The sequence below is a fragment of the Curvibacter sp. EU05-FHT14A10 genome (assembly GCF_058791075.1).
Window position 1 is genome coordinate 112,662 of record NZ_JBYTDE010000007.1, and the last position, 22,495, is coordinate 135,156.

At 67.0% G+C, this 22,495-nt stretch carries 23 protein-coding genes; 11 read left to right on the forward strand and 12 right to left on the reverse strand.

Annotated features, from left to right (window positions below; genetic code table 11):
- Window positions 1–69 precede the first annotated feature (69 nt).
- The 4 genes from AC3WUT_RS15120 to AC3WUT_RS15135 all read left to right on the forward strand — a co-directional run bounded on the left by AC3WUT_RS15120 (window position 70) and on the right by AC3WUT_RS15135 (window position 4,046).
- Window positions 70–945, forward strand: a complete 876-nt coding sequence (locus AC3WUT_RS15120; protein ID WP_492347904.1) for an MOSC domain-containing protein — start codon at window positions 70–72, stop codon at window positions 943–945.
- A gap of 144 nt (window positions 946–1,089) precedes the next feature.
- Window positions 1,090–2,184, forward strand: coding sequence for a redox-regulated ATPase YchF (gene ychF / locus AC3WUT_RS15125; RefSeq protein ID WP_492347905.1), 1,095 nt, complete (start codon window positions 1,090–1,092; stop codon window positions 2,182–2,184).
- Window positions 2,185–2,319: 135 nt separating this feature from the next.
- Window positions 2,320–3,114: a glycosyltransferase family 2 protein gene (locus tag AC3WUT_RS15130; RefSeq protein ID WP_492347906.1), complete on the forward strand. Its 795-nt coding sequence runs from the start codon at window positions 2,320–2,322 to the stop codon at window positions 3,112–3,114.
- Between the two features lie 119 nt (window positions 3,115–3,233).
- Window positions 3,234–4,046: a flagellin N-terminal helical domain-containing protein gene (locus tag AC3WUT_RS15135; protein ID WP_492347907.1), complete on the forward strand. Its 813-nt coding sequence runs from the start codon at window positions 3,234–3,236 to the stop codon at window positions 4,044–4,046.
- 19 nt (window positions 4,047–4,065) lie between these two features.
- On the opposite strand, the gene AC3WUT_RS15140 is transcribed toward AC3WUT_RS15135, so the two are convergent.
- The 3 genes from AC3WUT_RS15140 to AC3WUT_RS15150 all read right to left on the reverse strand — a co-directional run bounded on the left by AC3WUT_RS15140 (window position 4,066) and on the right by AC3WUT_RS15150 (window position 5,763).
- Window positions 4,066–4,674, reverse strand: a complete 609-nt coding sequence (locus tag AC3WUT_RS15140) for an exosortase H-associated membrane protein (RefSeq protein WP_492347908.1) — start codon at window positions 4,672–4,674, stop codon at window positions 4,066–4,068.
- Complete coding sequence (gene xrtH / locus AC3WUT_RS15145; RefSeq protein ID WP_492347909.1) at window positions 4,671–5,207, reverse strand: exosortase H; 537 nt, start codon at window positions 5,205–5,207, stop codon at window positions 4,671–4,673. The genes AC3WUT_RS15140 and xrtH overlap by 4 nt, the downstream gene beginning before the upstream one ends.
- 85 nt (window positions 5,208–5,292) lie before the next feature.
- A complete protein-coding gene (locus AC3WUT_RS15150) occupies window positions 5,293–5,763 on the reverse strand; it encodes a YqaA family protein (protein ID WP_492347910.1) in 471 nt (156 codons plus the stop codon).
- Window positions 5,764–5,933: 170 nt separating this feature from the next.
- Here AC3WUT_RS15150 and dusB point away from each other — a divergent pair, with 170 nt between their 5' ends.
- From dusB to purH, 3 genes are all read left to right on the forward strand, one after another.
- Window positions 5,934–6,986: a tRNA dihydrouridine synthase DusB gene (gene dusB / locus AC3WUT_RS15155; RefSeq protein ID WP_492347911.1), complete on the forward strand. Its 1,053-nt coding sequence runs from the start codon at window positions 5,934–5,936 to the stop codon at window positions 6,984–6,986.
- Window positions 6,983–7,219 carry a Fis family transcriptional regulator gene (locus tag AC3WUT_RS15160; RefSeq protein WP_492347912.1) on the forward strand — a complete coding sequence of 79 codons (237 nt, stop codon included), beginning with the start codon at window positions 6,983–6,985 and terminating at the stop codon, window positions 7,217–7,219. Before dusB ends, AC3WUT_RS15160 begins: the two co-directional genes overlap by 4 nt.
- A gap of 69 nt (window positions 7,220–7,288) precedes the next feature.
- Window positions 7,289–8,878 carry a bifunctional phosphoribosylaminoimidazolecarboxamide formyltransferase/IMP cyclohydrolase gene (purH, locus tag AC3WUT_RS15165; protein ID WP_492347913.1) on the forward strand — a complete coding sequence of 530 codons (1,590 nt, stop codon included), beginning with the start codon at window positions 7,289–7,291 and terminating at the stop codon, window positions 8,876–8,878.
- A gap of 97 nt (window positions 8,879–8,975) precedes the next feature.
- Here the strand turns inward: purH and AC3WUT_RS15170 are convergent, their stop codons facing one another.
- Window positions 8,976–9,875 carry a DMT family transporter gene (locus tag AC3WUT_RS15170; RefSeq protein WP_492347914.1) on the reverse strand — a complete coding sequence of 300 codons (900 nt, stop codon included), beginning with the start codon at window positions 9,873–9,875 and terminating at the stop codon, window positions 8,976–8,978.
- A 163-nt stretch (window positions 9,876–10,038) separates the two neighbouring features.
- Here AC3WUT_RS15170 and AC3WUT_RS15175 point away from each other — a divergent pair, with 163 nt between their 5' ends.
- Window positions 10,039–11,022 carry a quinone oxidoreductase family protein gene (locus tag AC3WUT_RS15175; RefSeq protein ID WP_492347915.1) on the forward strand — a complete coding sequence of 328 codons (984 nt, stop codon included), beginning with the start codon at window positions 10,039–10,041 and terminating at the stop codon, window positions 11,020–11,022.
- Entirely contained in the window at window positions 11,019–11,840 is an 822-nt protein-coding gene (locus AC3WUT_RS15180) for an NUDIX hydrolase (protein WP_492347916.1), read from the forward strand. Before AC3WUT_RS15175 ends, AC3WUT_RS15180 begins: the two co-directional genes overlap by 4 nt.
- Window positions 11,841–11,846: 6 nt before the next feature.
- Here the strand turns inward: AC3WUT_RS15180 and pip are convergent, their stop codons facing one another.
- Both pip and AC3WUT_RS15190 read right to left on the reverse strand, forming a co-directional pair.
- Entirely contained in the window at window positions 11,847–12,803 is a 957-nt protein-coding gene (gene pip, locus AC3WUT_RS15185; protein ID WP_492347917.1) for a prolyl aminopeptidase, read from the reverse strand.
- A 949-nt stretch (window positions 12,804–13,752) separates the two neighbouring features.
- Window positions 13,753–14,661 carry a LysR family transcriptional regulator gene (locus AC3WUT_RS15190; protein ID WP_492347918.1) on the reverse strand — a complete coding sequence of 303 codons (909 nt, stop codon included), beginning with the start codon at window positions 14,659–14,661 and terminating at the stop codon, window positions 13,753–13,755.
- 113 nt (window positions 14,662–14,774) lie between these two features.
- Between AC3WUT_RS15190 and AC3WUT_RS15195 the strand changes: the two genes are divergently transcribed.
- Complete coding sequence (locus tag AC3WUT_RS15195; protein WP_492347919.1) at window positions 14,775–15,758, forward strand: bile acid:sodium symporter family protein; 984 nt, start codon at window positions 14,775–14,777, stop codon at window positions 15,756–15,758.
- Between the two features lie 124 nt (window positions 15,759–15,882).
- Window positions 15,883–16,803: an SMP-30/gluconolactonase/LRE family protein gene (locus AC3WUT_RS15200; protein WP_492347920.1), complete on the forward strand. Its 921-nt coding sequence runs from the start codon at window positions 15,883–15,885 to the stop codon at window positions 16,801–16,803.
- An 8-nt stretch (window positions 16,804–16,811) separates the two neighbouring features.
- Here the strand turns inward: AC3WUT_RS15200 and AC3WUT_RS15205 are convergent, their stop codons facing one another.
- The 6 genes from AC3WUT_RS15205 to AC3WUT_RS15230 are packed head-to-tail and all read right to left on the reverse strand — an operon-like array spanning window position 16,812 to window position 22,458.
- Window positions 16,812–17,636 (reverse strand): phosphodiesterase, encoded by an 825-nt coding sequence (locus AC3WUT_RS15205; protein WP_492347921.1) that lies wholly within the window; start codon window positions 17,634–17,636, stop codon window positions 16,812–16,814.
- A 41-nt stretch (window positions 17,637–17,677) separates the two neighbouring features.
- The gene (locus AC3WUT_RS15210; RefSeq protein WP_492347922.1) at window positions 17,678–18,739 is read right to left on the reverse strand and encodes an ABC transporter ATP-binding protein; all 1,062 of its coding nucleotides are present in this window, start codon (window positions 18,737–18,739) and stop codon (window positions 17,678–17,680) included.
- Window positions 18,729–19,526, reverse strand: coding sequence for an ABC transporter permease (locus AC3WUT_RS15215; RefSeq protein WP_492347923.1), 798 nt, complete (start codon window positions 19,524–19,526; stop codon window positions 18,729–18,731). The genes AC3WUT_RS15210 and AC3WUT_RS15215 overlap by 11 nt, the downstream gene beginning before the upstream one ends.
- Before the next feature lie 4 nt (window positions 19,527–19,530).
- Window positions 19,531–20,367: an ABC transporter permease gene (locus AC3WUT_RS15220; protein ID WP_492347924.1), complete on the reverse strand. Its 837-nt coding sequence runs from the start codon at window positions 20,365–20,367 to the stop codon at window positions 19,531–19,533.
- 21 nt (window positions 20,368–20,388) lie between these two features.
- The gene (locus AC3WUT_RS15225) at window positions 20,389–21,402 is read right to left on the reverse strand and encodes an ABC transporter substrate-binding protein (protein ID WP_492347925.1); all 1,014 of its coding nucleotides are present in this window, start codon (window positions 21,400–21,402) and stop codon (window positions 20,389–20,391) included.
- A gap of 45 nt (window positions 21,403–21,447) precedes the next feature.
- Entirely contained in the window at window positions 21,448–22,458 is a 1,011-nt protein-coding gene (locus AC3WUT_RS15230) for a LacI family DNA-binding transcriptional regulator (RefSeq protein ID WP_492347926.1), read from the reverse strand.
- Window positions 22,459–22,495: the final 37 nt, after the last annotated feature.

Consider the following 22,495-nt stretch of genomic DNA (forward strand, 5'->3'; position numbering starts at 1 on the left):
CAAGCGGCATTCGCCCTTGCAGGGGTGTTTGGCCGACATGAATGGATGTAAAGCAGGAGTGAGCAGGACATGACATGGGACGCAGAGGCTGATTTCGACGTTCAGGGCACGGTGGCGCGCCTGTTTGTTCACCCCATCAAATCCTGTGCGGCCGTCGAAGTGCAGGAGGCCGTGCTGACCGAAACCGGCCTGGATCTGGACCGGGCCTGGATGGTGGTCGACCCGGACGGCCTGTTCGTGAGCCAGCGCGAGCTGCCGCGCATGGCCCTGATCCGGCCCCAGCTCAAAACCTTCGAGATGGTGCTGCGCGCCCCGGGCATGCTGGCCTTGCACCTGGCCATTGAGGGTGTCGAGACGCCCTGCACCGCTCAGGTCTGGAAAGACCGGGTCAAGGCCTACGACATGGGTGACCTGGCCGCCCAGTGGTTCAGCGATTTTCTGGGGCGTCCCCTGCGTCTGGTGCGTTTCGACCCCGAGCAGCGCCGGCTGTCCAGTCTGCAGTGGACTGGCGGCCTGGAGGCCCCCAACCAGTTCAGTGATGGCTTTCCGGTCCTGGTCTGCAGCGAAGCGTCGGTGGACGACCTCAACCAGCGCCTGGGGCAGGCCGGCCATGCGCCGGTCGGCGTGGAGCGTTTTCGGGCCAACGTGGTGCTGGCGGGGGTGGAATCGTTCGACGAAGATCGTCTGGAAGACCTCGTGATCCGGGCCGACGAGGGGCCCGTGGTGCTGCGCCCGGTCAAGCCCTGCACCCGCTGCCCCATCCCCGACATCGATCCCGTCACCGCCACCAGCAGCCCCGAAGTGGGCGACACTTTGCGCACCTTCCGCCGGGATGACCGGGTGGGCGGCGGCATCACCTTCGGCATGAACGCCATTGTGATCGAGGGCGCCGAGCGCCTTTTGCGCGTGGGGCAGGTGGTGCAGGGGCGGTATCGCTTCGATTGATTCGGCGCTGATCAGTACAATCAGCGCCAATTTCCCCAGGCAAGGCAAGAGGTCGATCCATCAGGGCGCCGCTTGCAGGTTTGGCGCGTGGCCCAGTCACTTGCGCCGCGGAGCCCGGGAACCATCACCAAGAAAGCAACCTCCATGAGCCTCAAATGCGGCATCGTGGGCCTGCCCAACGTCGGCAAGTCCACTCTTTTCAACGCCCTGACCAAGGCCGGCATCGCGGCCGAGAACTACCCCTTCTGCACCATCGAGCCCAATGTGGGCACGGTCGAGGTGCCGGATCCGCGTCTTGACCAATTGGCCGAGATCATCAGCCCCGAGCGCATCGTTCCGGCCATCGTCGAGTTTGTCGACATCGCCGGCCTGGTGGCTGGTGCCAGCCAGGGTGAAGGCCTGGGCAACCAGTTTCTGGCCCACATCCGCGAAACCGACGCCATCGTCAACGTGGTGCGCTGCTTTGAAGACGACAACGTGATCCACGTGGCCGGCCGTGTCGACCCGATCGCTGACATCGAAGTCATCCAGACCGAGCTGTGCCTGGCCGACCTTGGCACGGTTGAAAAGACCTTGCAGCGCTCGATCAAGGCCGCCAAGTCGGGCAACGACAAGGAAGCCGCCAAGCTGGTGCAGGTGTTGACCCGCGTGCAGGCCACCCTCGACGAGGGCAAGCCGGTGCGCACCCTGGACCTGAGCAAAGAAGACCTGCTGGTGATCAAGCCGCTGTGCCTGATCACCGCCAAGCCGGCCATGTTCGTCGGCAACGTCAGTGAAGACGGCTTTGACAACAACCCCCTGCTGGACCGCCTGAAGGAATACGCCGCCGGCCAGAACGCCCCCGTGGTGGCCATCTGCGCCAAGATGGAAGCCGACATGGCCGACATGAGCGACGAAGACCGTGCCATGTTCCTGGCCGAGCTGGGCCAGGACGAACCGGGCCTGAACCGCCTGATCCGCGCCGGCTTCAAGCTGCTGGGCCTGCAGACCTATTTCACCGCGGGCGTCAAGGAAGTGCGCGCCTGGACCATCCATGTGGGTGACACGGCGCCCCAGGCCGCCGGTGTGATCCACGGTGACTTCGAGCGTGGCTTCATCCGGGCCCAGACCATTGCCTTCGAAGACTTCATCGCCTTCAAGGGCGAGCAGGGCGCCAAGGATGCCGGCAAGATGCGCGCCGAAGGCAAGGAATACGTGGTCAAGGATGGCGACGTGATGAACTTCCTGTTCAACGTCTGATCCCGTTCCCCACGGACTGACCACGAAGCCGCACCCTGGTGCGGCTTTGTCGTTTTCAGGGGACGCCCGGGTGAGCGGCTTGGCAAGACCGGTCGCTGACAGGGCATTCTTTGCACCGTCTGATCTGCCCACACCATGAGCCCTTCTTTGCCCGACCTCACCCTCATCATCCCTACCTTCCGCCGCGAGGGCTTGCTGCTGGAGGCTTTGCACAGCGCGCTGGCGGTGCCGGGGCTGGCCCTGGAGGTGCTGGTCATCGACGACAGCCCCGAGGGTGGAGCTCGGGCTGTGGTTCAGGCCCTGGGGGATCCCCGGGTGCAGTACCTGCAGCAGGTGCCGCCCAGTGGAGGCCGTCCGGCGGTGTTGCGCAATCGGGGGGCTCAACTTGCCCGGGGACGGCTGTTGTATTTCCTGGACGACGACGATCACGCCATCCCGGAGGCCCTCGCTGAGGCCTGCAGGCGTCTCGATGGCACTGCTTGCGGGGTGGCGATCGGTTTGCCCCGGCCTTTTGGGGCGGTGCCTGCCCGGGTCGAAGAGGAGCGCCGCTATTTCGAAGGGGCCGCTCGTTTCCTGGCTCGTCACCCCTCACGTTGGGCGGTGACCGCGCGACTGCTCTTCGGTCATGCCCTGGTGGTTTGCAGTACCTATGTCGTCCGCCGTGATGCCTTTCTGGCCGTGGGCGGCTTCCTCACCGACATGGCGGTCTACGAAGACATCGACCTGTGCATGCGCGTGGTACGCCAGGCCGGGCATCTGCACCTCGGGCAGGCCATTGTGGAGCGACGGGTGGGCGGCCCCAGCCTGATCAGTCAATCGACCCAGGCCCAGATGCTCGATGCCTATCGCCTGTCGCAGGCGCACTACCGCAGCCAGCGTGGGCCGATTGAAACCCTGGCCCTCAAGCTCCTGAACCGTGGCCTGGCCTGAGGCGTCGGGGCACGGTGATCAGCGAAGGGTGATCGACGCAAAGGCCGCTTGGCTGGTGTTTTGAGGGGCAAAGGCCGATAATTCGGTCAAATTAACCGGCTGTCCGCTGCGAATTCGCCATGAACGCCATCAACTCTTCTACCCCCAACGGCTTGCTTGCGGCCCAATCGGCGTCACTCACGCGGCTGCAGTCGCTGGGGCAGAAGCTGTCGTCGGGCCGGGCGATCAACTCGGCGCTGGACAACGCAGCCGGCCTGGCCCAGTCCAGTTCCTTCAGTGTTCAGCTGTCGAGCACGGCCGTGGCCATGCAGGGCTTGCAGGATGGCAGCTCTCTGTTGCAGACCGCGTCCGGGGCCTTGGGTGAGGTCAGTTCCAACCTGCAGCAGCTCAATGATCTGGCCGTGCAGGCCGGCAACGGCAGCCTGTCGGCCAGCGACCGGCAGGCCCTGCAGGCGCAAGCCAGCCAGCTCACCCAGAACCTCAACCAGATTTCGGGCAACACCCAGTTCAATGGCCAGAACCTGCTGGACGGCAGTTTCAGCGCCAGCCTGCAGACGGGCCCCAATGCGGGCGACACGCAGAGCCTGAGCCTGGGCAGTGTGTCGGCCAATGCCCTGGGGGTGGGTGGCATCGACCTCACCAGCAGCAGCGGGCAGGCCAGCGCCATGCAGGCCATCGGTCAGGCGCTGCAACAGGTGAATGACCAGCAGGCGGGGGTGGGGGCGTCGCAGTCCGGGCTGCAGGCCAATTTCGATCAGCTCAGTGCGCAGTCCGGGGCCTTGGCGTCGTCAAATGCCAGCCTCAGCGATGCCGACCTGGCCCAGTCCGCCTCCAGTTTTTCTCAGGAGCAGGTGCGCCAGACGGCTGCCACCCGCATGCTGTCGCTGTACCAGTCGATGCAGAAGGACACGCTCAGCCTGCTGCCCAAGTAAGGGGGCTGCCCGGGGGCTTTCAATCCTGGTCGCCCGCGCTCAGGGCGCCTTCCACCAGCACCTGATGGATCAGGCGCCGGTCCAGGGCCAGCCAGATCAGGATCGGGGCCAGCGTGGGCAGCAGCAAGAAACCAATCTGGTAGGCCGCGCCGATCAGGTTGACGTCGAAGGCATCGAACCGAGTCTGGCTGCGCGTGGCTTCACCGGCCTGCACCGCCACCTGCAGCAGCCAGGTGAAGCACACCCCCCAGGCCTGAAAGGGCAGCAGGGCGACCGCACCGGCCGGGATCTTCCACCACCAGCCCTTGGCCCGCACGGCCAGGAACAGCGCGGCCAGCAAGGGGATGCCATAGGCGTAGGTGAGCACGTTGGCCTCGGGGGCCACATCGGCCAGGCGCCCGCCGGGCATCTTCACACTGAGGCCGGTCAGCAGCACCTGCTGGGTGCCATGCAGTTCAGAGCCCTGGGCCCAGAACGGAAACACGGCCTTCATGGCCCATTCGGCCAGCCAGGCCGGGGCCACGGCCACGTAATTGCGCCCCAGGTACCACAGCGCCAGGCAGGGGATCAGCCACAGCAGGGCGCGCAGAAAAAAGCCGCTGATGACGCTGTGCGAAGCCCGCTTCATGAGGCGGCCCCGGTAGCGGTCCCGGCATGGGCCTGCAGGTGTTCACGGCGGAAATCCTGGCGTGCCACCCAGCGCATCCAGACCAGCCAGACCACCACCACGTCAAGCATGATCAGGGCCTGCCACAGGTAAAGGTGGGCAAATTCGAAGGCCTGGGCGTTCCAGCCTGCCAAGTAGAACAGGGTGATGATGCGCACCAGGTTCACCATCTGGATGGCGACAAAACCGATCCCGATGCCCACCAGCTTGTAGCGCCAGCGGGCCGGGTACGCCGTGAGGGCCGCCAGCAGGATCAGGCAGGCTTCGACACCGTTGCAGCCGGCTTCGATGGACACGCCCATGCCCGTCTTGGCGTTTTGCAGCACCTTGCCGTACGAGACCACATTGGCGTCCACCGCCTGCACCAGAAAGGCGCTGGCCGAGGCCAGAAAGGTTGTCCAGGGCACGATCAGCCACTGTTGGATCGGCGGGGTCAACTCACCCACGAACAAGACCACCAGCAACACCAGGAAGATCGAGAAGAAACGCAGCATGGACAGGTCGCTCTTGAAGGGGGGTGTGAGTTCAGTTCAAGCCGGCACTGTAACTCAGACGCCTGCCCCTGGCCGGTGCTTGCGATCAGCCTGGAAACAGTTTCATCAGCACCGTGGTCATGGCCAGATAACGCAGGCCCTTGCCCAGCAGCATCCAGCCCACGCAGGGCCAGAACGGCAGGCGCAGCCAGCCGGCCACGGCACACAGCGGGTCGCCCAGCAAAGGCAGCCAGCTCAGCAGACAGGCCATGGGCCCCAGGCGCTGCAGCCAGCCCAGCACGCGCAGGTGGTGGGGGGAGCGGTGATAGTGGTCGGCCACCCGATGGGCGCCATAGCCCATCCACCAGTCCAGCGCGCCACCCAGGGTGTTGCCCAGGGTGGCCACCGCGATGGCGGGCCAGAACAGCTCGGGGTTGAGCTTGAGCAGGCCGAACAGGGCCGGCTCCGAGCCCAGGGGCAGCAAGGTGGCCGAGATGAACGACACCACAAACAAGGTGCCCAGGCCGTATTGGGGCAGGGCCAGAAGGGCGAGCAGAGAGTCGAGCCAGGCTTGCATGGGGCCCAGTATAGGCAGGCGCAGCGTGCGCCAGATCGACAGCCGGCAAGCTCACGGAGCGCGCATTTCAATTGCTGAAATTTTGAGCAGCTACAATCGTGCCTCATTTTTCAGCATGCCGTTGCCGACGGCCCCCATTTCCCCTCCACCCATCCCCCCCTGCTTGACCCATGCAGATCGGACACCTGTCGCTTGAAAATACGCTGTTTGTCGCCCCCATGGCGGGGGTGACGGACCGGCCTTTCCGTCAGTTGTGCAAATCGCTGGGGGCCGGCTATGCGGTGAGTGAGATGGTCACCTCGCGCCGTGATTTGTGGAACTCCCTGAAGACGTCCCGCCGCGCCAATCACGAGGGCGAGAAAGAGCCGATCGCGGTGCAGATCGCCGGCACCGAGCCCCAGATGATGGCCGATGCCGCGGTCTACAACATCGAGCGCGGTGCCCAGGTCATCGACATCAACATGGGCTGCCCGGCCAAGAAGGTGTGCAACAAATGGGCCGGTTCGGCCCTGATGCAGGACGAGGCCCTGGCCCTGTCCATCGCCGAGGCCGTGGTGCAGGCCTGCCTGCCCCACGGTGTGCCGGTCACCCTCAAGATGCGCACCGGCTGGTGCCAGACGCACAAGAATGCGGTGGTGCTGGCGCGGGCCTTCGAGTCGGCAGGCATCCAGATGTTGACCGTGCATGGCCGCACCCGTGAGCAGGGCTACAAGGGCCAGGCCGAGTACGACACCATTGCCGCCGTCAAGGCCGCGGTGCAGGTGCCTGTGGTGGCCAACGGTGACATCGACAGCCCGCACAAGGCGGCCGAGGTCCTGGCCTATACCGGTGCCGACGCCTTGATGATCGGGCGGGCGGCCCAGGGCCGCCCCTGGATCTTCCGCGAGATCGGGCACTACCTGAGCACAGGCACCCTGCTGGCCCCACCTTTGGTGGCCGAGGTGCGTCGCCTGCTGCTGGAGCACCTGCAAGACCATTACGCGCTGTACGGTGAATTCACCGGCGTGCGTTCGGCCCGCAAGCACATCGGCTGGTACGTGAAAGGCCTGCCTGACGGCGAAGCCTTCCGCACCCGCATCAATGGCCTGGAAGACAGCGCCGCCCAAACGGCGGCTGTCGCTGATTATTTCGACGCCCTGGGAGACCGCATGGAGCGCTTGCCGGACAGCCCGGCTGCCGCCCTGGCCGGCGAGGACGAAGAACCCCTGGAAACCGCTGCATGAGCAACAAGAACATTGAAGACTGTGTCCGTGACAACCTGCTGGCGTATTTTCGCGATCTGCACGGCGAAGAGCCCCATGGCATGCACGAGATGCTGATCCGCCTGGTCGAGAAACCGCTGCTGGAGGTGGTGATGGCCCAGGCCGAGCACAACCAGTCGCGCGCGGCCGAGTGGCTGGGCCTGAACCGCAACACCCTGCGCAAGAAGTTGATCGAGCACGAACTGCTCAAGTAAAGAACCCGGCCCAGCGCCCCGGCCAGAGCCGCCTCCCCCTTTTTCCTATCCAAAACTGAAGACCCTCGCATGAACGCACTTCTTTCTGTTTCCGACAAGACCGGCATCGTCGAATTGGCCCGGGAACTGCACGCCCTCGGCATCAAGCTGATCTCTACCGGCGGCACTGCCAAGCTGCTGGCCGAACAAGGCTTGCCGGTCACCGAGGTGGCCGAGGTGACGGCCTTCCCTGAAATGCTGGACGGCCGTGTCAAGACCCTGCACCCCAAGGTGCACGGTGGCCTGCTGGCCCGCCGCGACCTGCCCGAGCACATGGCCGCCCTGGCCGCACACGGCATCGACACCATCGACCTGCTGGTGGTCAACCTGTACCCGTTCGAAGCCACCGTGGCCAAGCCGGGCTGCACCCTGGAAGACGCGATCGAAAACATCGACATCGGTGGCCCCGCCATGGTGCGCAGTGCGGCCAAGAACTGGAAGGACGTGGGCGTGTTGACCGACGCTTCGCAGTACGCCGGCGTGGTGGCCGAACTCAAGGCCAACGGCAACAAGCTCAGCGACAAGACCCGCTTCGGCCTGTCGGTGGCTGCCTTCAACCGCATCAGCAACTACGACGGCGCCATCAGCGACTACCTGTCGGCCTTGAACTTCGAGGAAGGCAACAACACCCCCTCCAAGCAACTGTTCCCGGCCCAGAGCAATGGCCGTTTCATCAAGCTGCAAGACCTGCGCTACGGCGAGAACCCTCACCAGCAGGCCGCCTTCTACCGTGACCTGTACCCCGCACCGGGCTCGCTGGTCACCGCCGAGCAGCTGCAGGGCAAAGAGCTGAGCTACAACAACATCGCCGACGCGGATGCGGCCTGGGAGTGCGTCAAGAGTTTTGACGTGCCGGCCTGCGTGATCGTCAAGCACGCCAACCCCTGCGGCGTGGCCGTGGGCAGCGGTCCGCTCGAGGCCTACAGCAAGGCCTTCCAGACCGATCCCACCTCGGCTTTTGGCGGCATCATTGCCTTCAACCGCACCCTCGATGCCGCAGCGGCCCAGCAGGTCAGCAAGCAGTTTGTCGAGGTGCTGATGGCGCCCGACTTCACGCCTGAAGCGCTGGAAGTCTTCAAGACCAAGGTCAATGTGCGCATCCTGAAGATCGCGCTGCCGGCCGGTGGTGCCACTGCCTGGGACAAGGGCCAGAACCTGATGGACGTCAAGCGCATCGGCTCGGGCCTGCTGATCCAGAGCGCCGACAACCACGAGCTGCAACTGACTGACCTCAAGGTCGTCACCACCAAGCAACCCAGCGCCGAAGAGCTGCAAGACCTGCTGTTCGCCTGGAAGGTGGCCAAGTTCGTCAAAAGCAACGCCATCGTCTTCTGCAAGGGTGGCATGACCATGGGCGTGGGCGCCGGCCAGATGAGCCGCCTCGACTCGGCCCGCATCGCCAGCATCAAGGCCGGCCATGCGAACCTGAGCCTGCAAGGCACGGCCGTGGCCAGCGATGCCTTCTTCCCGTTCCGCGATGGCCTCGATGTGGTGGTGGACGCGGGTGCCACCTGCGTCATCCAGCCCGGTGGCTCGATGCGCGACCAGGAAGTGATCGATGCGGCCAACGAGCGTGGCGTGGCCATGGTCTTCAGCGGCGTGCGCCACTTCCGCCATTGATCAGGGATTGATCGCAGCAGGGCTTCGGGGCCTTCAGCCCCCACAACCTGCCCAGCGCCCTGCAGCCTCACGGTTGCAGGGCGTTTTTTCTGGGCGTTCAGCGTCGGGCCGACACCACGATGCCGCCCACGATGAAGGCGAACGCCACTGCGTGGTACAGGTGCGGGTGTTCGCCCAGGAACAGCGTGGACATCAGGGCGGCAAACAAAGGCGTGAGGTTGATGAAAAACCCCGCCACCCCGGGGCCGGCCTGTTGCACCCCACTGCCCCAGCAGCGGTAGGCCAGCAGGGCAGGGCCCACGGCGATGAAGGCCAGCGCGGCCAGCAGCGGCCAGCCCCAGCTGATGTGGGCGGGGGTCAGCAGCCACTCACCGCCCGCGAACAGGCCCGACCAGCCCAGGCCGAACACCATCTGGGCGATCAGAAACCCCGACCAGTCCTGGTGCAGGCCGGGTGGCTCGGCGGTGCGCACCAGCAGCCAGCTGTAAAACGACCAGGCGATCGTGGCCAGCAGCATGAACAGGTCGCCCGCCACCAGCTTGAAAGCCATCAGCTGGGCCCATTCGCCGCGGCTCAGCACCAGCACCACCCCCACGATGGACAGCAGGGCGCCCAACAACTGCTGGCGCACCACCGGCACGCCAAAGAACAGCGCGCCCACACTCAGCATCCACACCGGCATGCTCGATCCCACCAGCGTGGCATTGATCGGGGTGGAGGTCTGCAGCGCCAGGTACTGCAGGGCGTTGTAGCAGCCCACCCCCAACAGGCCCAGCACGCTGTAGCGCCGCCAATGGGCCCACAAGGGGCTGTCGCGGCGCAGGGTGCGGCCCGCCAGCGGCAGCAGCAGGACGAAGGCGATGGCCCAGCGCAGCAGGTTCAGCGTCATGGGCGGCACCAGCTCATGCACCAGCCGGCCCACCACGGCATTGCCCGCCCAAAGCAGGGGGGGCAGGGTGAGCAGGGCGATGGTCGAGGGGCTGAGTCGGTGTTGCATGGGGGCGCACTTTACAGGGCCGGCGCCGGCCTTGCGCCCAGACCTCTGCACACCCCGCCGATTCGTGGCACCATTTCGCCCGGTTTGGCCTGCACCGCAGCTGCTGGATGCAGCGGCCGTCCTCAACTTCGTTCCCTTCGCCCCCCGCAACCGGAGACATCCCATGACCCGCGCCGTACGCATTGACCAGCCTGGTGGTCCTGAACAACTCAAGATCGTGAATGTGGACGTGGGCCAGCCCGGCCCCGGCGAGATCCGCATCCGCCACCATGCGGTGGGCCTGAACTACATCGATGTGTACCAGCGCACTGGCCTGTACCCCTTCCCCATGCCGCTTCAGCTCGGCATGGAAGGCTCAGGCGTGGTCGAATCCGTGGGCGAGGGCGTGACCCACCTGCGCGCTGGCGACCGTGCCGCCTACGCGGCCAACCCGCCGGGCAGCTATTCAGAGGTGCGCGTGATGCCGGCCCGCAACGTGTGCAAGTTGCCCGACGACATCTCGTTCGAGACCGGCGCCGCCATGATGCTCAAGGGCCTCACCGCCCAGTACCTGCTCAAGAAGACCCGCCCGGTGGAAGGCCTGCAGCCCGGCGACTTCGTGCTGTTCCATGCTGCTGCCGGCGGTGTCGGCCTGATCGCCTGCCAATGGGCCAAGGCCCTGGGCCTGCAGCTGATCGGCACCGCAGGCTCGGATGCCAAGTGCGCGCTTGCCAAGGCCAACGGTGCGGCCCACGTGATCAACTACAGCACCGAAGATTTTGCGGCCCGCGTCAAGGAGATCACCGGCGGCCAGGGCGTCAAGGTGGTGTACGACTCGGTGGGCAAGGACACCTGGGACAAATCCCTCGACTGCCTGCGTCCCTTCGGCCTGATGGCCAGCTTCGGCAACGCCTCCGGTCCGGTCGCACCCTTCGCCCCCGGCATGCTGGGCGCCAAGGGCTCGCTGTATGTCACGCGCCAGACCCTGTTCACCCACATCGCCACCCGCGAAAGCAACCAGGCCATGGCCGATGACTTGTTCGAGGTGGTGCGCAGCGGTCAGGTGAAGATCCACATCGAGCAGCGCTACCGCCTTGAAGACGTGCAGCAGGCGCACCGCGACCTCGAAGCCCGCAAGACCACGGGCTGCACCATCCTCACGCTGTGAACCCCGGCAAGCCTTCGAGTCCGCCCTGGCTGCTGGACCTGCGTGCACAGGCCCGCCAGGCGCCACGTCGCCCTCGTCTGCCTTTGGTGGCGGCGGGGCACACCCTCGGCTCGGTCGAAGACGGTGTGCTGGCCAGTCTGCCGGGCGCGGCCGGCCTGGGCTTGTCGCGCCAACTGGATGAGCGTGGCCCGAGCTGGCACCTGCAGGCCGAGGCCTCCGAGGCTGGCCTGAGTGCTGCCCTGCAAACGTTGGCCCTGGCCCTGCGGGCGGCTGGTCGCTGTGGCCCCTGGCGCAACGAACAATTGGCGGTGGTTGGGGCCCAGGGGCAGCGCCTGGGCACCATCGAGCGTGGTGCGGTGCGCGTGCTCGGCCTGGCCACGCAGGCCGTGCACCTGGTGGGGCTGGCCCCCGACGGGCGCCACTGGGTGCAGCAGCGCGCCCACGACAAACCCAACGACCCCGGGATGTGGGACACCTTGATGGGCGGCATGGTCTCGGCTGCCGACACCCTGCACGAGGCCCTGGCCCGCGAAACCTGGGAGGAAGCCGGCCTGCATGTCGAGCAGATGGCCGCCCTGAGCCATGGGGGGCATGTCGAATTTGCGCGCCCCAGCGCCGAGGGGGGCGGCTGCGGCTACATGGTCGAGCGCATCGACTGGTTTGTCGGCCAGGTGCCGGACGGGCGTCCGCCCGAGAACCAGGATGGCGAGGTGGCCCAGTTCGCCCTGCTCACCCGCGATGAACTGGTCCAGCGGGTGGCGGCCGGCGAATTCACCCTGGAAGCCAGCTTGATCATTGCGGCCAGCCTGGGGCTGTAGCCGAATTCAGCGCTGGGCGAAGCGATCGGTGGCAGCCAGCAACTGATCCTGGATGCCGGGTTCGGTCCAGGCATGGCCGGCCCCCTCGATCAGGTGGAACTCCGAGCCGGGCCAGGCCTGGTGCAGGGCGTGCGCGTAACGTGCCGGGCAAGGCATGTCATAGCGGCCATGCACGATCACCCCCGGGATGCCCGCCAGGCGATGGGCCTCGCGCAGCAGTTGGCCATCTTCGAGCCAGGCGCCGTGCATGAAATAGTGGTTCTCCAGCCGGGCGAAGGCCAGGGCAAAGTGGGCATCGGCATGCTGGTCGTGGTTGGTTGGGCTGGGCAGCAGGGTGATGGTCTCGCCCTCCCAAAGGCTCCAGGCCAGGGCCGCTTCCTGCTGGCGGGCCGGGTCCGGGCCGGTCAGCAGGCGGTGGTAGGCCGCCATCATGTGGCCGCGTTCGGCCTCCGGTATCGGGGCCTGGAAGCGCGCCCATTTCTCGGGAAACATCTCCGACACCCCGTACTGGTAGTACCAGTCCAGCTCGGCCCGGGTCACGGTGTAGACCCCGCGCAGCACCAACTCGCTCACGCGCTGCGGGTGCTTCTGCGCATAGGCCAGCGCCAGGGTCGAGCCCCACGAGCCCCCGAACACCAGCCAGCGCTCGGTGCCGGGCCGCAACTGCCGCAGGGCCTCGATGTCGTCCACCAGGTGCCAGGTGGTGTTGGCCTCCAGGCCCGCATGCGGCGTGGAGCGGCCGCAGCCGCGCTGGTCAAACAGCAGCAGGTCGTAACGCGCCGGGTCGAACAGTCGCCGGTGCTCGGGCGAGATGCCCCCGCCCGGGCCGCCATGCAGAAACACCGCCGGCTTGGCGCCCGGGGTGCCCACGCGCTCGTAGTAGACGCGGTGGCCGTCGCCCACGTCGAGCAGGCCGGTTTCGTAGGGTTCGATGGCGGGGTAGAGGGGGCGGGGTGGGGGCATGGCGTGAATTGAGGTAAGAAGGACGGCCTGTTCGGTCGTCGGCCGAGACGCATGTTTGTACCAGCCGAAACCCTTGTTGCGTTTGCTACCTTGTCTTGGACCCAAGCGTTCCTACGATGTGCTGTCGAAAGGAGGCTGCAATGTCTGACAAGACACTGAGTTGTTCCCCACGCGAGTTCACAGGTCCACTCAAGGTATCTGATCATGATGCGGTACGGGGATTGATCAAGAGGCTGGAGACCCTCTATCGAGCAAGCACTGCTGCAGGCGAAGATGCAACCCAATACTGGGCAGACATCGCGATCCGTTCGAAAAGCCCATTCGCACCGCTCGCCCATGTCCCTGGTGTCTTCGCTGCGCTTTGGACGCCCGATGTCGCTCCTCAAACTGCGTTGATCCTTGGGACTGCAGGCTTCAACTTTTTAGGGGTCCCTCGTTCGCTGGTGCACTTCTCCACGGCGGATGGGGCTGCAGGCATCGCCCGCACGGGCGTGATCCATTCGACTCGATGGGGACTCTTTGGTCCAGGGGCTTACCTGGCAAATGTTGGACGGCCCCTGAACCTCTTTGTCAGGGCCTCGGCGCGAACGCCGGTCCTCTTGGAGACGCCCGCTGGCACCGCTCGTATCATTCCGTATCTGGTCTATGTTCGATGGGGCCTGTCGTCTTTGCCCATTGTTTTGAAGTAGGCACCTCTTGAAACTTGCTCGCGCCGCCGCGATCCTCTTTGCCTGGGCCTGTTGGGGCTGGGCCGCCTACAGTCGTCAGTGGCTATGGCTCGTGGTGTCCCTGGTGCCCTATTTCATCGTCAACGCTATGGACCCATGAGCGCCGGTCGATTGCGCTGAGTGCGCCTCCCTGAAGGTCTGGAGGGCCTGCATCCTTTGAGGAACCGGTTGCCTGGGTGTGGGGCGCTGGCTGATGGCGTGGCTTCGGCTGGGTGGGGCCCTCAGACCGCCGGCACGGCTTGGCGCTGCCGGGCCACGTCTCGGATCAGCTCCCACGCGGCCTGGGCCAGGGGCGACAGGGCGCGGTTGCGGCGGTGCACCAGCATGATGTCGCGGTCCACCCGGGGCAGCAGGGGGCGAACGGCCAGGCCATTCAGGCCTTCGGGGGGCAGGGCCAGGTGGGGGACCACCGACAGGCCCAGGCCGGCCTCGACCATGCGGAAGATGGTGGTGGGGTGGCCCACGTCCTGGGCGTTTTCGGCCACCACCCCCTGGGCTTCCAGGGCCCGGTCGATCAGGCGTCGGCTGCCGGAGGCGTGGTCCAGCAACACCAGCGATTCGCCGGCCAGGTCGCGCCAGTGCACCTGGGCCTGCCGGGCCAGGGCGTGGCCGGGCGGGCAGACCAGGCAGAAGGGCTCGGACAGGATGGGCTCGCAGTGCAGGTCCTCGCGTTCACCGGGGTCGATCACCACCCCGAAATCGACCTCGCCCGAGCGCACGCTGTCCAGCACATCGTGCTGGATGCGGTCCAGCAAGGTCAGTTGCAGGCCGGGCCATTGGCGCCGGCACAGCGCGATGCATTCGGGCATCAGGTTGGCCGACAGGGTGGGGCTGCTGGCCACGCGCACCCGCCCCCGGCGTTCAGTGGCCATGCCCTGCACGTCCAGCAAGGTGTTGTCCAGCTCCTCCAGCACGCGCTCCAGGCGGGCCGCCAGCTTGCGGCCGGCCTCGGTCAGCTCGACCTCGCGCGTGGTGCGGTTCAGCAGTTTCAGGCCCAGTTGGGCTTCCAGTTCGGTGATGCAGCGGCTGACGGCGGGCTGGGTCAGGCCGATCAACTGGCCGCTGCGGCTGAAGTTGCGGGTGAGGGCCACGGAGCGGAACACCTCCAGTTGACGCAGGGTGACATTCATGAGTGCACATGATAAATCCATCAGTGAAATGCATTTCACTTTTGAATCGGGCTCAGGCCTAATCGCCCACCTGGGCTCGGCATGGCGCGGGGCCCACCCCCTTTGGAGGCCGCATGGCGCGTTCCCGATTCCTTCCCGACAACTACACCTTCGCCATCCTGGGCACCGTGGTGCTGGCCAGCGTGCTGCCGGCCTCGGGCCAGGTGGCCCAGGGCTTCGAGTGGCTCACCGTGGCCGCGGTCAGTCTGCTGTTCTTTCTGCACGGCGCCAAACTCTCGCGTGACGCGGTGCTGGCCGGCATCAGCCACTGGCGCCTTCACCTGGTGGTGGTGGCCAGCACCTTTGTGCTGTTTCCGCTGCTGGGTTGGGCGCTGCGGCCCGTGCTGCAGCCGCTGGTGACGCCCGATCTGTACCTGGGCGTGCTGTTCCTGTGTGCCCTGCCGGCCACGGTGCAGTCGGCCATTGCTTTCACGGCAGTGGCCCGCGGCAACATGCCGGCTGCGATCTGCAGTGCCTCGGCCTCCACCCTGATGGGCATCTTCATCACCCCGCTGCTGGTGGGCCTGTTGCTGCAGCGCCATGCGGCCGGGGGGGATCCGCTGGCCGCCATCGGCCACATCATGCTGCAGTTGCTGGTGCCTTTTTTGGCGGGCCACCTGCTGCGCCCATGGATCGGCGACTTCGTCAAGAAGCGTGCCGCCATGCTCAAGTACGTGGACCAGGGCTCCATCCTGCTGGTGGTCTACACGGCTTTCAGCGCCGCCGTGATCCAGGGCCTGTGGAAGGACATGCCGCTCACCTCGCTGCTGGGCTTGCTGGTGGTGTGTGCCGTGATCCTGGCCCTGGCCCTGGCCAGCACGACCTTGCTGGCCCGCAAGCTCGGCTTCTCGAAGGAGGACGAGATCACCATCGTGTTCTGTGGCTCCAAGAAAAGCCTGGCCAGCGGCGTGCCCATGGCCAAGGTGCTGTTCGCTTCGGGCACCGTCGGGGCCATCGTGTTGCCCCTGATGCTGTTCCACCAGATGCAGTTGATGGTGTGTGCGGTGCTGGCCCAGCGCTACGCCAGCCGGGCCCAAATCGCCAACGACGAGCACTGAAGCCGTCCGGGTGTCTTCGGGCTCCCCGTGTCGCCTGACGGACTGACACCTGGTGGGCCTCTCCTTACAACGGTGGCGCTGCGGCTGTTCGCAGCGCGACATCATTTGCAGGGAGACAACACCCATGGCGATCGAACTCGAACTCACATGCCTTGCCTCAGGCCTTCAATTTCCCGAGGGGCCTGTGCTGCTGCCCGACGGGCATCTTTTGCTCACCGAGATCCAGCGCGGCACGCTGAGCCGCATCACGCCGCAGGGTGAGGTGCAGGTGGTGGCCGAGCTGGGGGGGGGCCCGAACGGCGTGGCCATCGGCCCCGATGGGGCGGCCTATGTGACGAACAACGGGGGCTCGTTCCGTTTTCACGCGGTCGATGGGCTGAACATCCCGGGCGCCACGCCGCCCGAGCACCAGGGCGGCAGCATCCAGCGGGTCGACCTGGCCACCGGCGAGGTGCGCACCCTGTACACCCATTGCGAGGGCCAGCGCCTGATCGGCCCCAACGACCTGGTCTTCGACCGCCAGGGGGGCTTCTGGTTCACCGACCATGGCTGCGGCAACGAGCACTCACGCCAGTTCGGCGGTCTGTATTACGCCCTGCCCGATGGCTCGCGCATCGTGCGTGCCGGCCCGCCGCTGCTGGCCCCCAACGGCGTGGGCCTGTCGCCCGACGAAAAAGTGGTCTATGTGGCCGACACCTACCTGGGCCGGCTTTGGGCCTTCGATGTGCTGTCGCCCGGCGTGGTGCAGACGGTGTCGCCGTTCCAGCCGGCGCGGGTGGTGGCCAACCTGCCGGGTTGCCAGTTTCTGGACAGCCTGGCCGTGCAGGGCGACGGCAAGGTGTGCGTGGCCACCATCCTCAACGGCGGCATCACGGTGTTCGACCCGGCCACGGGCCTGACCGAGCATGCCGCGGTGCCCGATCTGATCTGCACCAACCTGTGCTTTGGCGGGCCCGACTTGCGCGATGTCTGGATCACCGCCTCGGGCACGGGCAAGGTGTACCGCGGCCGTTGGCCCAGCCCGGGCTTGAAGCTCAATTTCTGATCCGTCGATCAGTCAATCAGTTGCCCGCCGTCGTGAAACGGGTAGGGGCCCGGGTAGTTGCCGCTGGCCACGGTGTGGCTGATCAGCACGCCGGCCTCGCTCCAGGCGTGCAGGCCGAAGCCCGGGGGCTCGAGTGTCCAGGCCGAGGCTGCGTCGGGCGCCAGGTCCAGGCAAACCTGGTGGGCCGGTGACGGCACGGTCTGCGCGAGCGTGCCGCCAAAACGCACCTGGATGCTGCGGTGCAGGTGGCCGCAGATGACCCGCTGCACCTGGGGGTGGCGCGCCACCAGGGCCTCCAGCTCGGCGGCACCCTGCAGCAGGCCGATCCGGTCCATGTGACCGATCAGGGTCTGGAACGGCGGGTGGTGCAGGGCGAGGATCACGGGCCGCTCGCGCTGCCGCTCCAGCTCCTCGGCCAGCCAGGCCAGCCGTTGCGGGCACAGCGCGCCATGGCTGGCGCCGGGCACCACGGTGTCGAGGGCGATGAGTTGCAGCGGGCCCACCGGCACGCTGTACTGAACAAAGCCCTCGGTGCCCAGGTAGGCGTGCTCAGGAAAGCTGGCGCGCAGCTGGTCTCGGTCGTCGTGGTTGCCGGGCAACAGGTACACCGGCATGGGCAAGGGGGCCAGCAGCTTGGCCAGGTGCTCGTATTCGGCCGCCCGGCCAAAGTCGGTCAGGTCGCCGGTGATCACCACGGCCTGGGGCACTTGCGGCAGGCGCAGCAGGGTCTGGACGGCCTGGGCCAGGTAGGGGGCGGTGTCGAGGCGGCCATAAGCCAGGCGGCCGGGCTCGCGGATGTGCAGATCGGACAGTTGGGCCAACAAGGTGTTCATGGGGGGCAAGGCATCGGTCGGGTGGGGGAGGGGCAGACCGTTCAGGCGCTGACGGCTTCGGCCGGCATCAGGCTCTGGGGGGCGACACGAACCCCGACGGTATCACCGGCGCGGGCCGGGTGATCGCGGTCCACGTCGACCGAGATCAGCGGCTGGTGCGGCAGGCTGAGGCTGAGCTGCACGCGCTCACCCAGAAAGCGCCGTTGCATCACCTGGGCCTCGGCCACGTCGGGGCGGGCCTCGCACAGCTCGATGTCTTCGGGGCGCAGCAGCAACTGGGGCTGATCACCCCAGACGGGGGGGCAGGGCAGTTCGATCCGGCCCAGCTTCAGCACGTGGCGGCGGCGCGCGTCTTCGTCGCGCTGCAGCCGGTTCACGCGGCCCAGAAAAGTGGCCACAAAGGGGTGCTCCGGGCGGCGGTAAAGGGTTTCACCGTCGCCCACCTGCACGATGCGCCCGGCCTGCATCACGGCCAGGCGGTCGGCGATGGCCAGGGCCTCCTGCTGGTCATGGGTGACGTGCACCGCGGTGATGTGCAGGCGACGCAGCAGTTCGGCCAGCTCGTCGCGCAACTGCTCCTTGAGCTTGGCGTCCAGGGCGGTCAGCGGTTCGTCCAGCAGCAGCACGCGCGGGCGCACGGCCACGGCGCGGGCCAGGGCCACGCGCTGGCGCTGGCCGCCCGAGAGTTCGGCCGGGCGCCGGTGCTCCAGCCCGTTCAGGCGCACCAGATCGACCAGTTCGCCCACCACGCGCCGCTGCTCGGCCACCGGGGTGCCGCGCAGGCGCAGGCCGTAGCCGATGTTGGCCGCCACCGTCATGTGCGGAAACAGCGCGTAATGCTGAAACACCATGCCGATGCCGCGCCGTTCGATCGGCAGCCGGGTGACGTCGGTGTCGCCAAACAGCAGGCGACTGCCCTCATCGGGCAATTCCAGCCCGGCGATCAGGCGCAGCAGCGTGGTCTTGCCGCAACCTGAGGGGCCCAGCAGCGCCAGCACTTCGCCGGGTTCGATGGTCAGGGTGGTGGGGTGCAGGCCACGGGTGCCGTCGGGGTAGGTTTTGGCGCATTGGACGATGTCCACGCGCGTGCGTTCAAGTTCCAAGGTGTTTCTCCATCAGGCGACCCAGGCCCTGCAGGCCCCACAGCACCGGCAGGATCACCAGCAGGAAGACCAGGGTGTAGGCCGAGCCCACCTCCAGGCGCATCGAGGCGTAGCTGTCGGCCAGGCCCACGGGCAGGGTTCGGGTCAAAGGGGTGTGCAGCATCCAGGTCAGGTTGAATTCACCCACCGAGAGCGTGAAGACCATCAGGCAGCCCGACACGATGGCCGGCAGCACGGCGGGCACCAGCACGCCCAGAAAGCGTTGGTCGAAGCGCGCGCCCAGCGAGCGGGCCGCTTCTTCGAGCGAGCGCAGCTCGTCACGCTGAAAGGCCGCGGCCACGGTGCGCACCATGAAGGGCAGGGTGAAGACGATGTGGCCGATCAGCACAAAGCCGTAGCTTTGGCGCAGGCCCTGCCAGGCGCCATAGGTGAGGATCAGTGCCAGTGCACTGGCCAGGCCGGGCACGGCCACCGGGAGGGTCAGCAGCTCTTCCAACAAGCGGGCCCAGCGCGAGCGGCTGCGCGCCAGCGCGTAGGCACAGGGCACACCCAGCAGCAGGCAGGCCAGCACACAGGTGCCCGCCAGGCCCAGCGAGGCCAGCACCGTGCTGCCATAGGTGTCCCAGACCTCGCCCAGCCAACGGGTGGTGAGGCCGCTTTTCAGGCCCCGGGGGTAGTTGTTGAGCAGGCCGGCCAGCACTGACAGGGCCATCGGGGCCAGCATGAACAGGGCGACCAGGGCCGTCAGTGCCAGCAGCAGGGGGGAGGTGGATCGCGCGTGGCGCATGGCATCAGGCTCCGGCAAGGGGCGCTTTGTGGGCGTTGCGGGCGTCGGGGCCCAGTTTTCGGGCCAGCCACAGCACGCCCCAGGTCATCGCGCCCAGGCTCAGCGAGAGGCTGGCTGCCAGCGCGAAGTTGGCGTAGTTGGTGAACTCGTTGTAGATCGTGATGGGCAGCACCTCGTACTGGCTGGCCAGCGTGAAGGCGGTGCCGAAGGCCCCCATGGCGGTGGCAAAGACCATGGCGCCACAGGCCACGGTGGTGGGGGCCAGCTCGGGCCACCAGACATCGCACACCACGCGCCAGGGGCCTGCGCCGAGCGAGCGGGCGGCCTCTTCCAGGGCCGGGTCCATGGCGCCTGCGGCGGCGGTGTAGCTGCCGATGGCCCGCGGCAGCGAAAAGTACAGGTAGGCCAGGAACAAGCCACCCAGCCCGTAGGCCAGGGTCACGCGGCCCGCACCCAGGGCTTCGGTCAGGTCGGCCACCAGGCCCTGGCGCCCGCCCAGCAGGATCATGAAGAAGCCGATGATCACGCCCGGAAACGACAGCGGCAGCGTCAGCAGCGACAGCAGCAGCCCCCGCCCCGCAAAGCGCCGCCGCACCAGGGTCACGCCCACACCAGCGCCCAGCGCCAGGGTGGCTGCGGTCACCACCAGTGACAGGCCCAGGGTCTGCAGCAGGCTCTTCAGGTAGCGGGCCTCGGTCAGCACGGCGAAGTAGGTGGCCCAGCCCTTCTGGGCGGGCAGGGCCACGAGTTGCAGCACGGGCAGCAACCAGAAGGCGGCAAAGAAGGCCAGCGCCGGTGCGGCGCAGGCCAGCCTCAGGGCCTGGGGGGACAGTGTGGGCATGGTGAGGCCGTGGTGGAGGGCTTACTGGGCTTCTTTGAGGTAGCGCTCGGAGAAGGCCTTCTGCACGGCCGCCATCTTGGCGTAGTCGATCGTCCGGGCGCGGGCGTACTCGCTGGCGGGCAGGAAGCGGGCCTGCACCTCTTTGCTCATGGCACTGGCCCGCACCGGGCGCAGGTAGGCGTTGGCCCACAGGGCCTGGCCTTCGTCCGACAGCACGAAGTCGAGCACCTTGCGGCCGTTGTCGGCGTGCGGGGCGTTGGCCACCAGGCTCATCACATAGGGCACCACCAGCGTGCCTTCGGCTGGGATCACGAACTGCACATTGGCCTGGTCCTTGTACTTGGCGCGGTAGGCATTGAAGTCGTAGTCAAGCAGGATCGCGATCTCACCCGACAGCACGCGGGCGTACGAGGTCTGCTTGGGCACGATGGGCTCGTTTTTCTGCAGGGCCTTGAAGTAATCGATGGCCGGTCCGAAGTTGTCCAGCGAGCCGCCGCGGGCCTGGTTGATGGCCACGGCACCCACGTAGCCCACAAAGGCCGAGGCCGGATCGAGGTAGCCGATCAGGCCCTTGTAGTCGGGCTTGAGCAGGTCGGCCCACGACCTGGGCACCGGCTTGCCCTTGAGCGCATCCACATTGACCATGAAGCCCAGCGTGCCCGAGTGGATGGTGAACCAGTGGCCTTGCGGGTCTTTCAGGCCCTCGGGGATGTCGGCCCAGGTCGCCGGCTTGTAGCTGGCCACCACGCCTTCTTTCTGGGCCTGGATGGCAAAGGTGACGCCGAGGTAGGTCACATCGGCCACCGGGCTGGCTTTTTCGGCCACCAACTGGGCCAGCGACTGGCCCGAGTTCTTGTTGTCGGGCGGCACGGTGACGCCGGTCTTGGCCTTGATGGCCTTGATCTGGCTGCCCCAGTCGGCCCATTCGGTCGGGCAGTTGTAGCAGATGGCGTTCTGGGCCAGGGCCAGGGTGCTGGCGGCCAGGCCGGCGGCCAGGACGCTGGCACGCAGCAAGGGGGTGATGAGTTGTCGCATCGGTTCACTCCAAGGTTGTGAAAAGAGAGAGGTAAAGAGAAGGTGTCAAGAGGCCAGGGGTTGGTCGGGCGAGGCGCAGGTCTCGCCCACCCGGAAGCCATGGGCCAGGCTGCGGCTGCCGCTGGGCGGCGGTGGCAGGCCTTCCTGCAGGGCCTGCAGCAGCCATTCGACGCTTTGGCGCCCCAGCTCGGCATTGGGTTGGGTGATGGTGCTCAGGCGCAGGCTCAGGTCTTCGCCCAGGGCGATGCCGTCAAAGCCCACCACACTGAGCTGGCCGGGCACCGACAGCCCGGCCAGGCGGGCGGCGCGCAGGCAGCGCAGGGCCAGCAGGTCGTTGGAGCCGATCAGGGCGGTGGGCCGGTGCGGCCCGCGCAGGTGTTCGATCAGGGTGTGCTGGCTGGGCTCCAGAAAGGGCACCTCCAGCACCGGGGCCGGGTTCAGGCCGGCGGCGCGCATGCCGGCAGCGTAACCACGGCAGCGTTGCTGGGCGCGGTCGGAGGCGGTGCGCTGGCCGCTGACCATGGTGATGTGCCGATGTCCTTGCTGCACCAGCCGGCCCACCAGGGCCGCCACCGCCTGTTCACCGTCCACCGACACACAGGGGTGGGCCGGGTGGCGGTTGTAGCAGAGCACATAGGGGTGGCCCAGGGTCTGCAAGCGCCGCAGCGCGGACGACTCGGCCGGGTCGCTGACCACCAGGATCATGCCGTCCACATTGCCCGCCAGCAGGCTGGCCACGGCCTGCTCTTCGTGGGCCAGGCGGTAGTCGGTGGTCAGCGGCACGATGGCATGCCCTGCCGCGCTGGCGGCGCTGGCAATGCCCTGCAGGCATTCGGCAAACACCGGGTTGACCAGGGTGGGCAGCACCACGCCCAGCGTGCGGCTGCGCTGCGTGCGCAGGGTGCGGGCACTGGCGTTGGGCAGGTAGCCCGTGTCTTGGGCGGCTTGCTCGACGAGGGCCCGGGTCTCGGGGGCCACCTTGGCGGGCAGGTTGAACACCCGCGACACCGTGGCCACCGACACCCCGGCCCGGCGAGCTACTTCCTGGATGCTCATGGGGGCTGGAGATTCAATGTAAACGTTTACATTGAAC

Bases quoted from the DNA above. Each gene is read 5' to 3' on its own strand.
- AC3WUT_RS15120 (WP_492347904.1), top strand. From the start codon at position 70: ATGACATGGGACGCAGAGGCTGATTTCGACGTTCAGGGCACGGTGGCG.
- ychF (WP_492347905.1), top strand. From the start codon at position 1,090: ATGAGCCTCAAATGCGGCATCGTGGGCCTGCCCAACGTCGGCAAGTCC.
- AC3WUT_RS15130 (WP_492347906.1), top strand. From the start codon at position 2,320: ATGAGCCCTTCTTTGCCCGACCTCACCCTCATCATCCCTACCTTCCGC.
- AC3WUT_RS15135 (WP_492347907.1), top strand. From the start codon at position 3,234: ATGAACGCCATCAACTCTTCTACCCCCAACGGCTTGCTTGCGGCCCAA.
- AC3WUT_RS15140 (WP_492347908.1), bottom strand. From the start codon at position 4,674: ATGAAGCGGGCTTCGCACAGCGTCATCAGCGGCTTTTTTCTGCGCGCC.
- xrtH (WP_492347909.1), bottom strand. From the start codon at position 5,207: ATGCTGCGTTTCTTCTCGATCTTCCTGGTGTTGCTGGTGGTCTTGTTC.
- AC3WUT_RS15150 (WP_492347910.1), bottom strand. From the start codon at position 5,763: ATGCAAGCCTGGCTCGACTCTCTGCTCGCCCTTCTGGCCCTGCCCCAA.
- dusB (WP_492347911.1), top strand. From the start codon at position 5,934: ATGCAGATCGGACACCTGTCGCTTGAAAATACGCTGTTTGTCGCCCCC.
- AC3WUT_RS15160 (WP_492347912.1), top strand. From the start codon at position 6,983: ATGAGCAACAAGAACATTGAAGACTGTGTCCGTGACAACCTGCTGGCG.
- purH (WP_492347913.1), top strand. From the start codon at position 7,289: ATGAACGCACTTCTTTCTGTTTCCGACAAGACCGGCATCGTCGAATTG.
- AC3WUT_RS15170 (WP_492347914.1), bottom strand. From the start codon at position 9,875: ATGCAACACCGACTCAGCCCCTCGACCATCGCCCTGCTCACCCTGCCC.
- AC3WUT_RS15175 (WP_492347915.1), top strand. From the start codon at position 10,039: ATGACCCGCGCCGTACGCATTGACCAGCCTGGTGGTCCTGAACAACTC.
- pip (WP_492347917.1), bottom strand. From the start codon at position 12,803: ATGCCCCCACCCCGCCCCCTCTACCCCGCCATCGAACCCTACGAAACC.
- AC3WUT_RS15190 (WP_492347918.1), bottom strand. From the start codon at position 14,661: ATGAATGTCACCCTGCGTCAACTGGAGGTGTTCCGCTCCGTGGCCCTC.
- AC3WUT_RS15195 (WP_492347919.1), top strand. From the start codon at position 14,775: ATGGCGCGTTCCCGATTCCTTCCCGACAACTACACCTTCGCCATCCTG.
- AC3WUT_RS15200 (WP_492347920.1), top strand. From the start codon at position 15,883: ATGGCGATCGAACTCGAACTCACATGCCTTGCCTCAGGCCTTCAATTT.
- AC3WUT_RS15205 (WP_492347921.1), bottom strand. From the start codon at position 17,636: ATGAACACCTTGTTGGCCCAACTGTCCGATCTGCACATCCGCGAGCCC.
- AC3WUT_RS15215 (WP_492347923.1), bottom strand. From the start codon at position 19,526: ATGCGCCACGCGCGATCCACCTCCCCCCTGCTGCTGGCACTGACGGCC.
- AC3WUT_RS15220 (WP_492347924.1), bottom strand. From the start codon at position 20,367: ATGCCCACACTGTCCCCCCAGGCCCTGAGGCTGGCCTGCGCCGCACCG.
- AC3WUT_RS15225 (WP_492347925.1), bottom strand. From the start codon at position 21,402: ATGCGACAACTCATCACCCCCTTGCTGCGTGCCAGCGTCCTGGCCGCC.
- AC3WUT_RS15230 (WP_492347926.1), bottom strand. From the start codon at position 22,458: ATGAGCATCCAGGAAGTAGCTCGCCGGGCCGGGGTGTCGGTGGCCACG.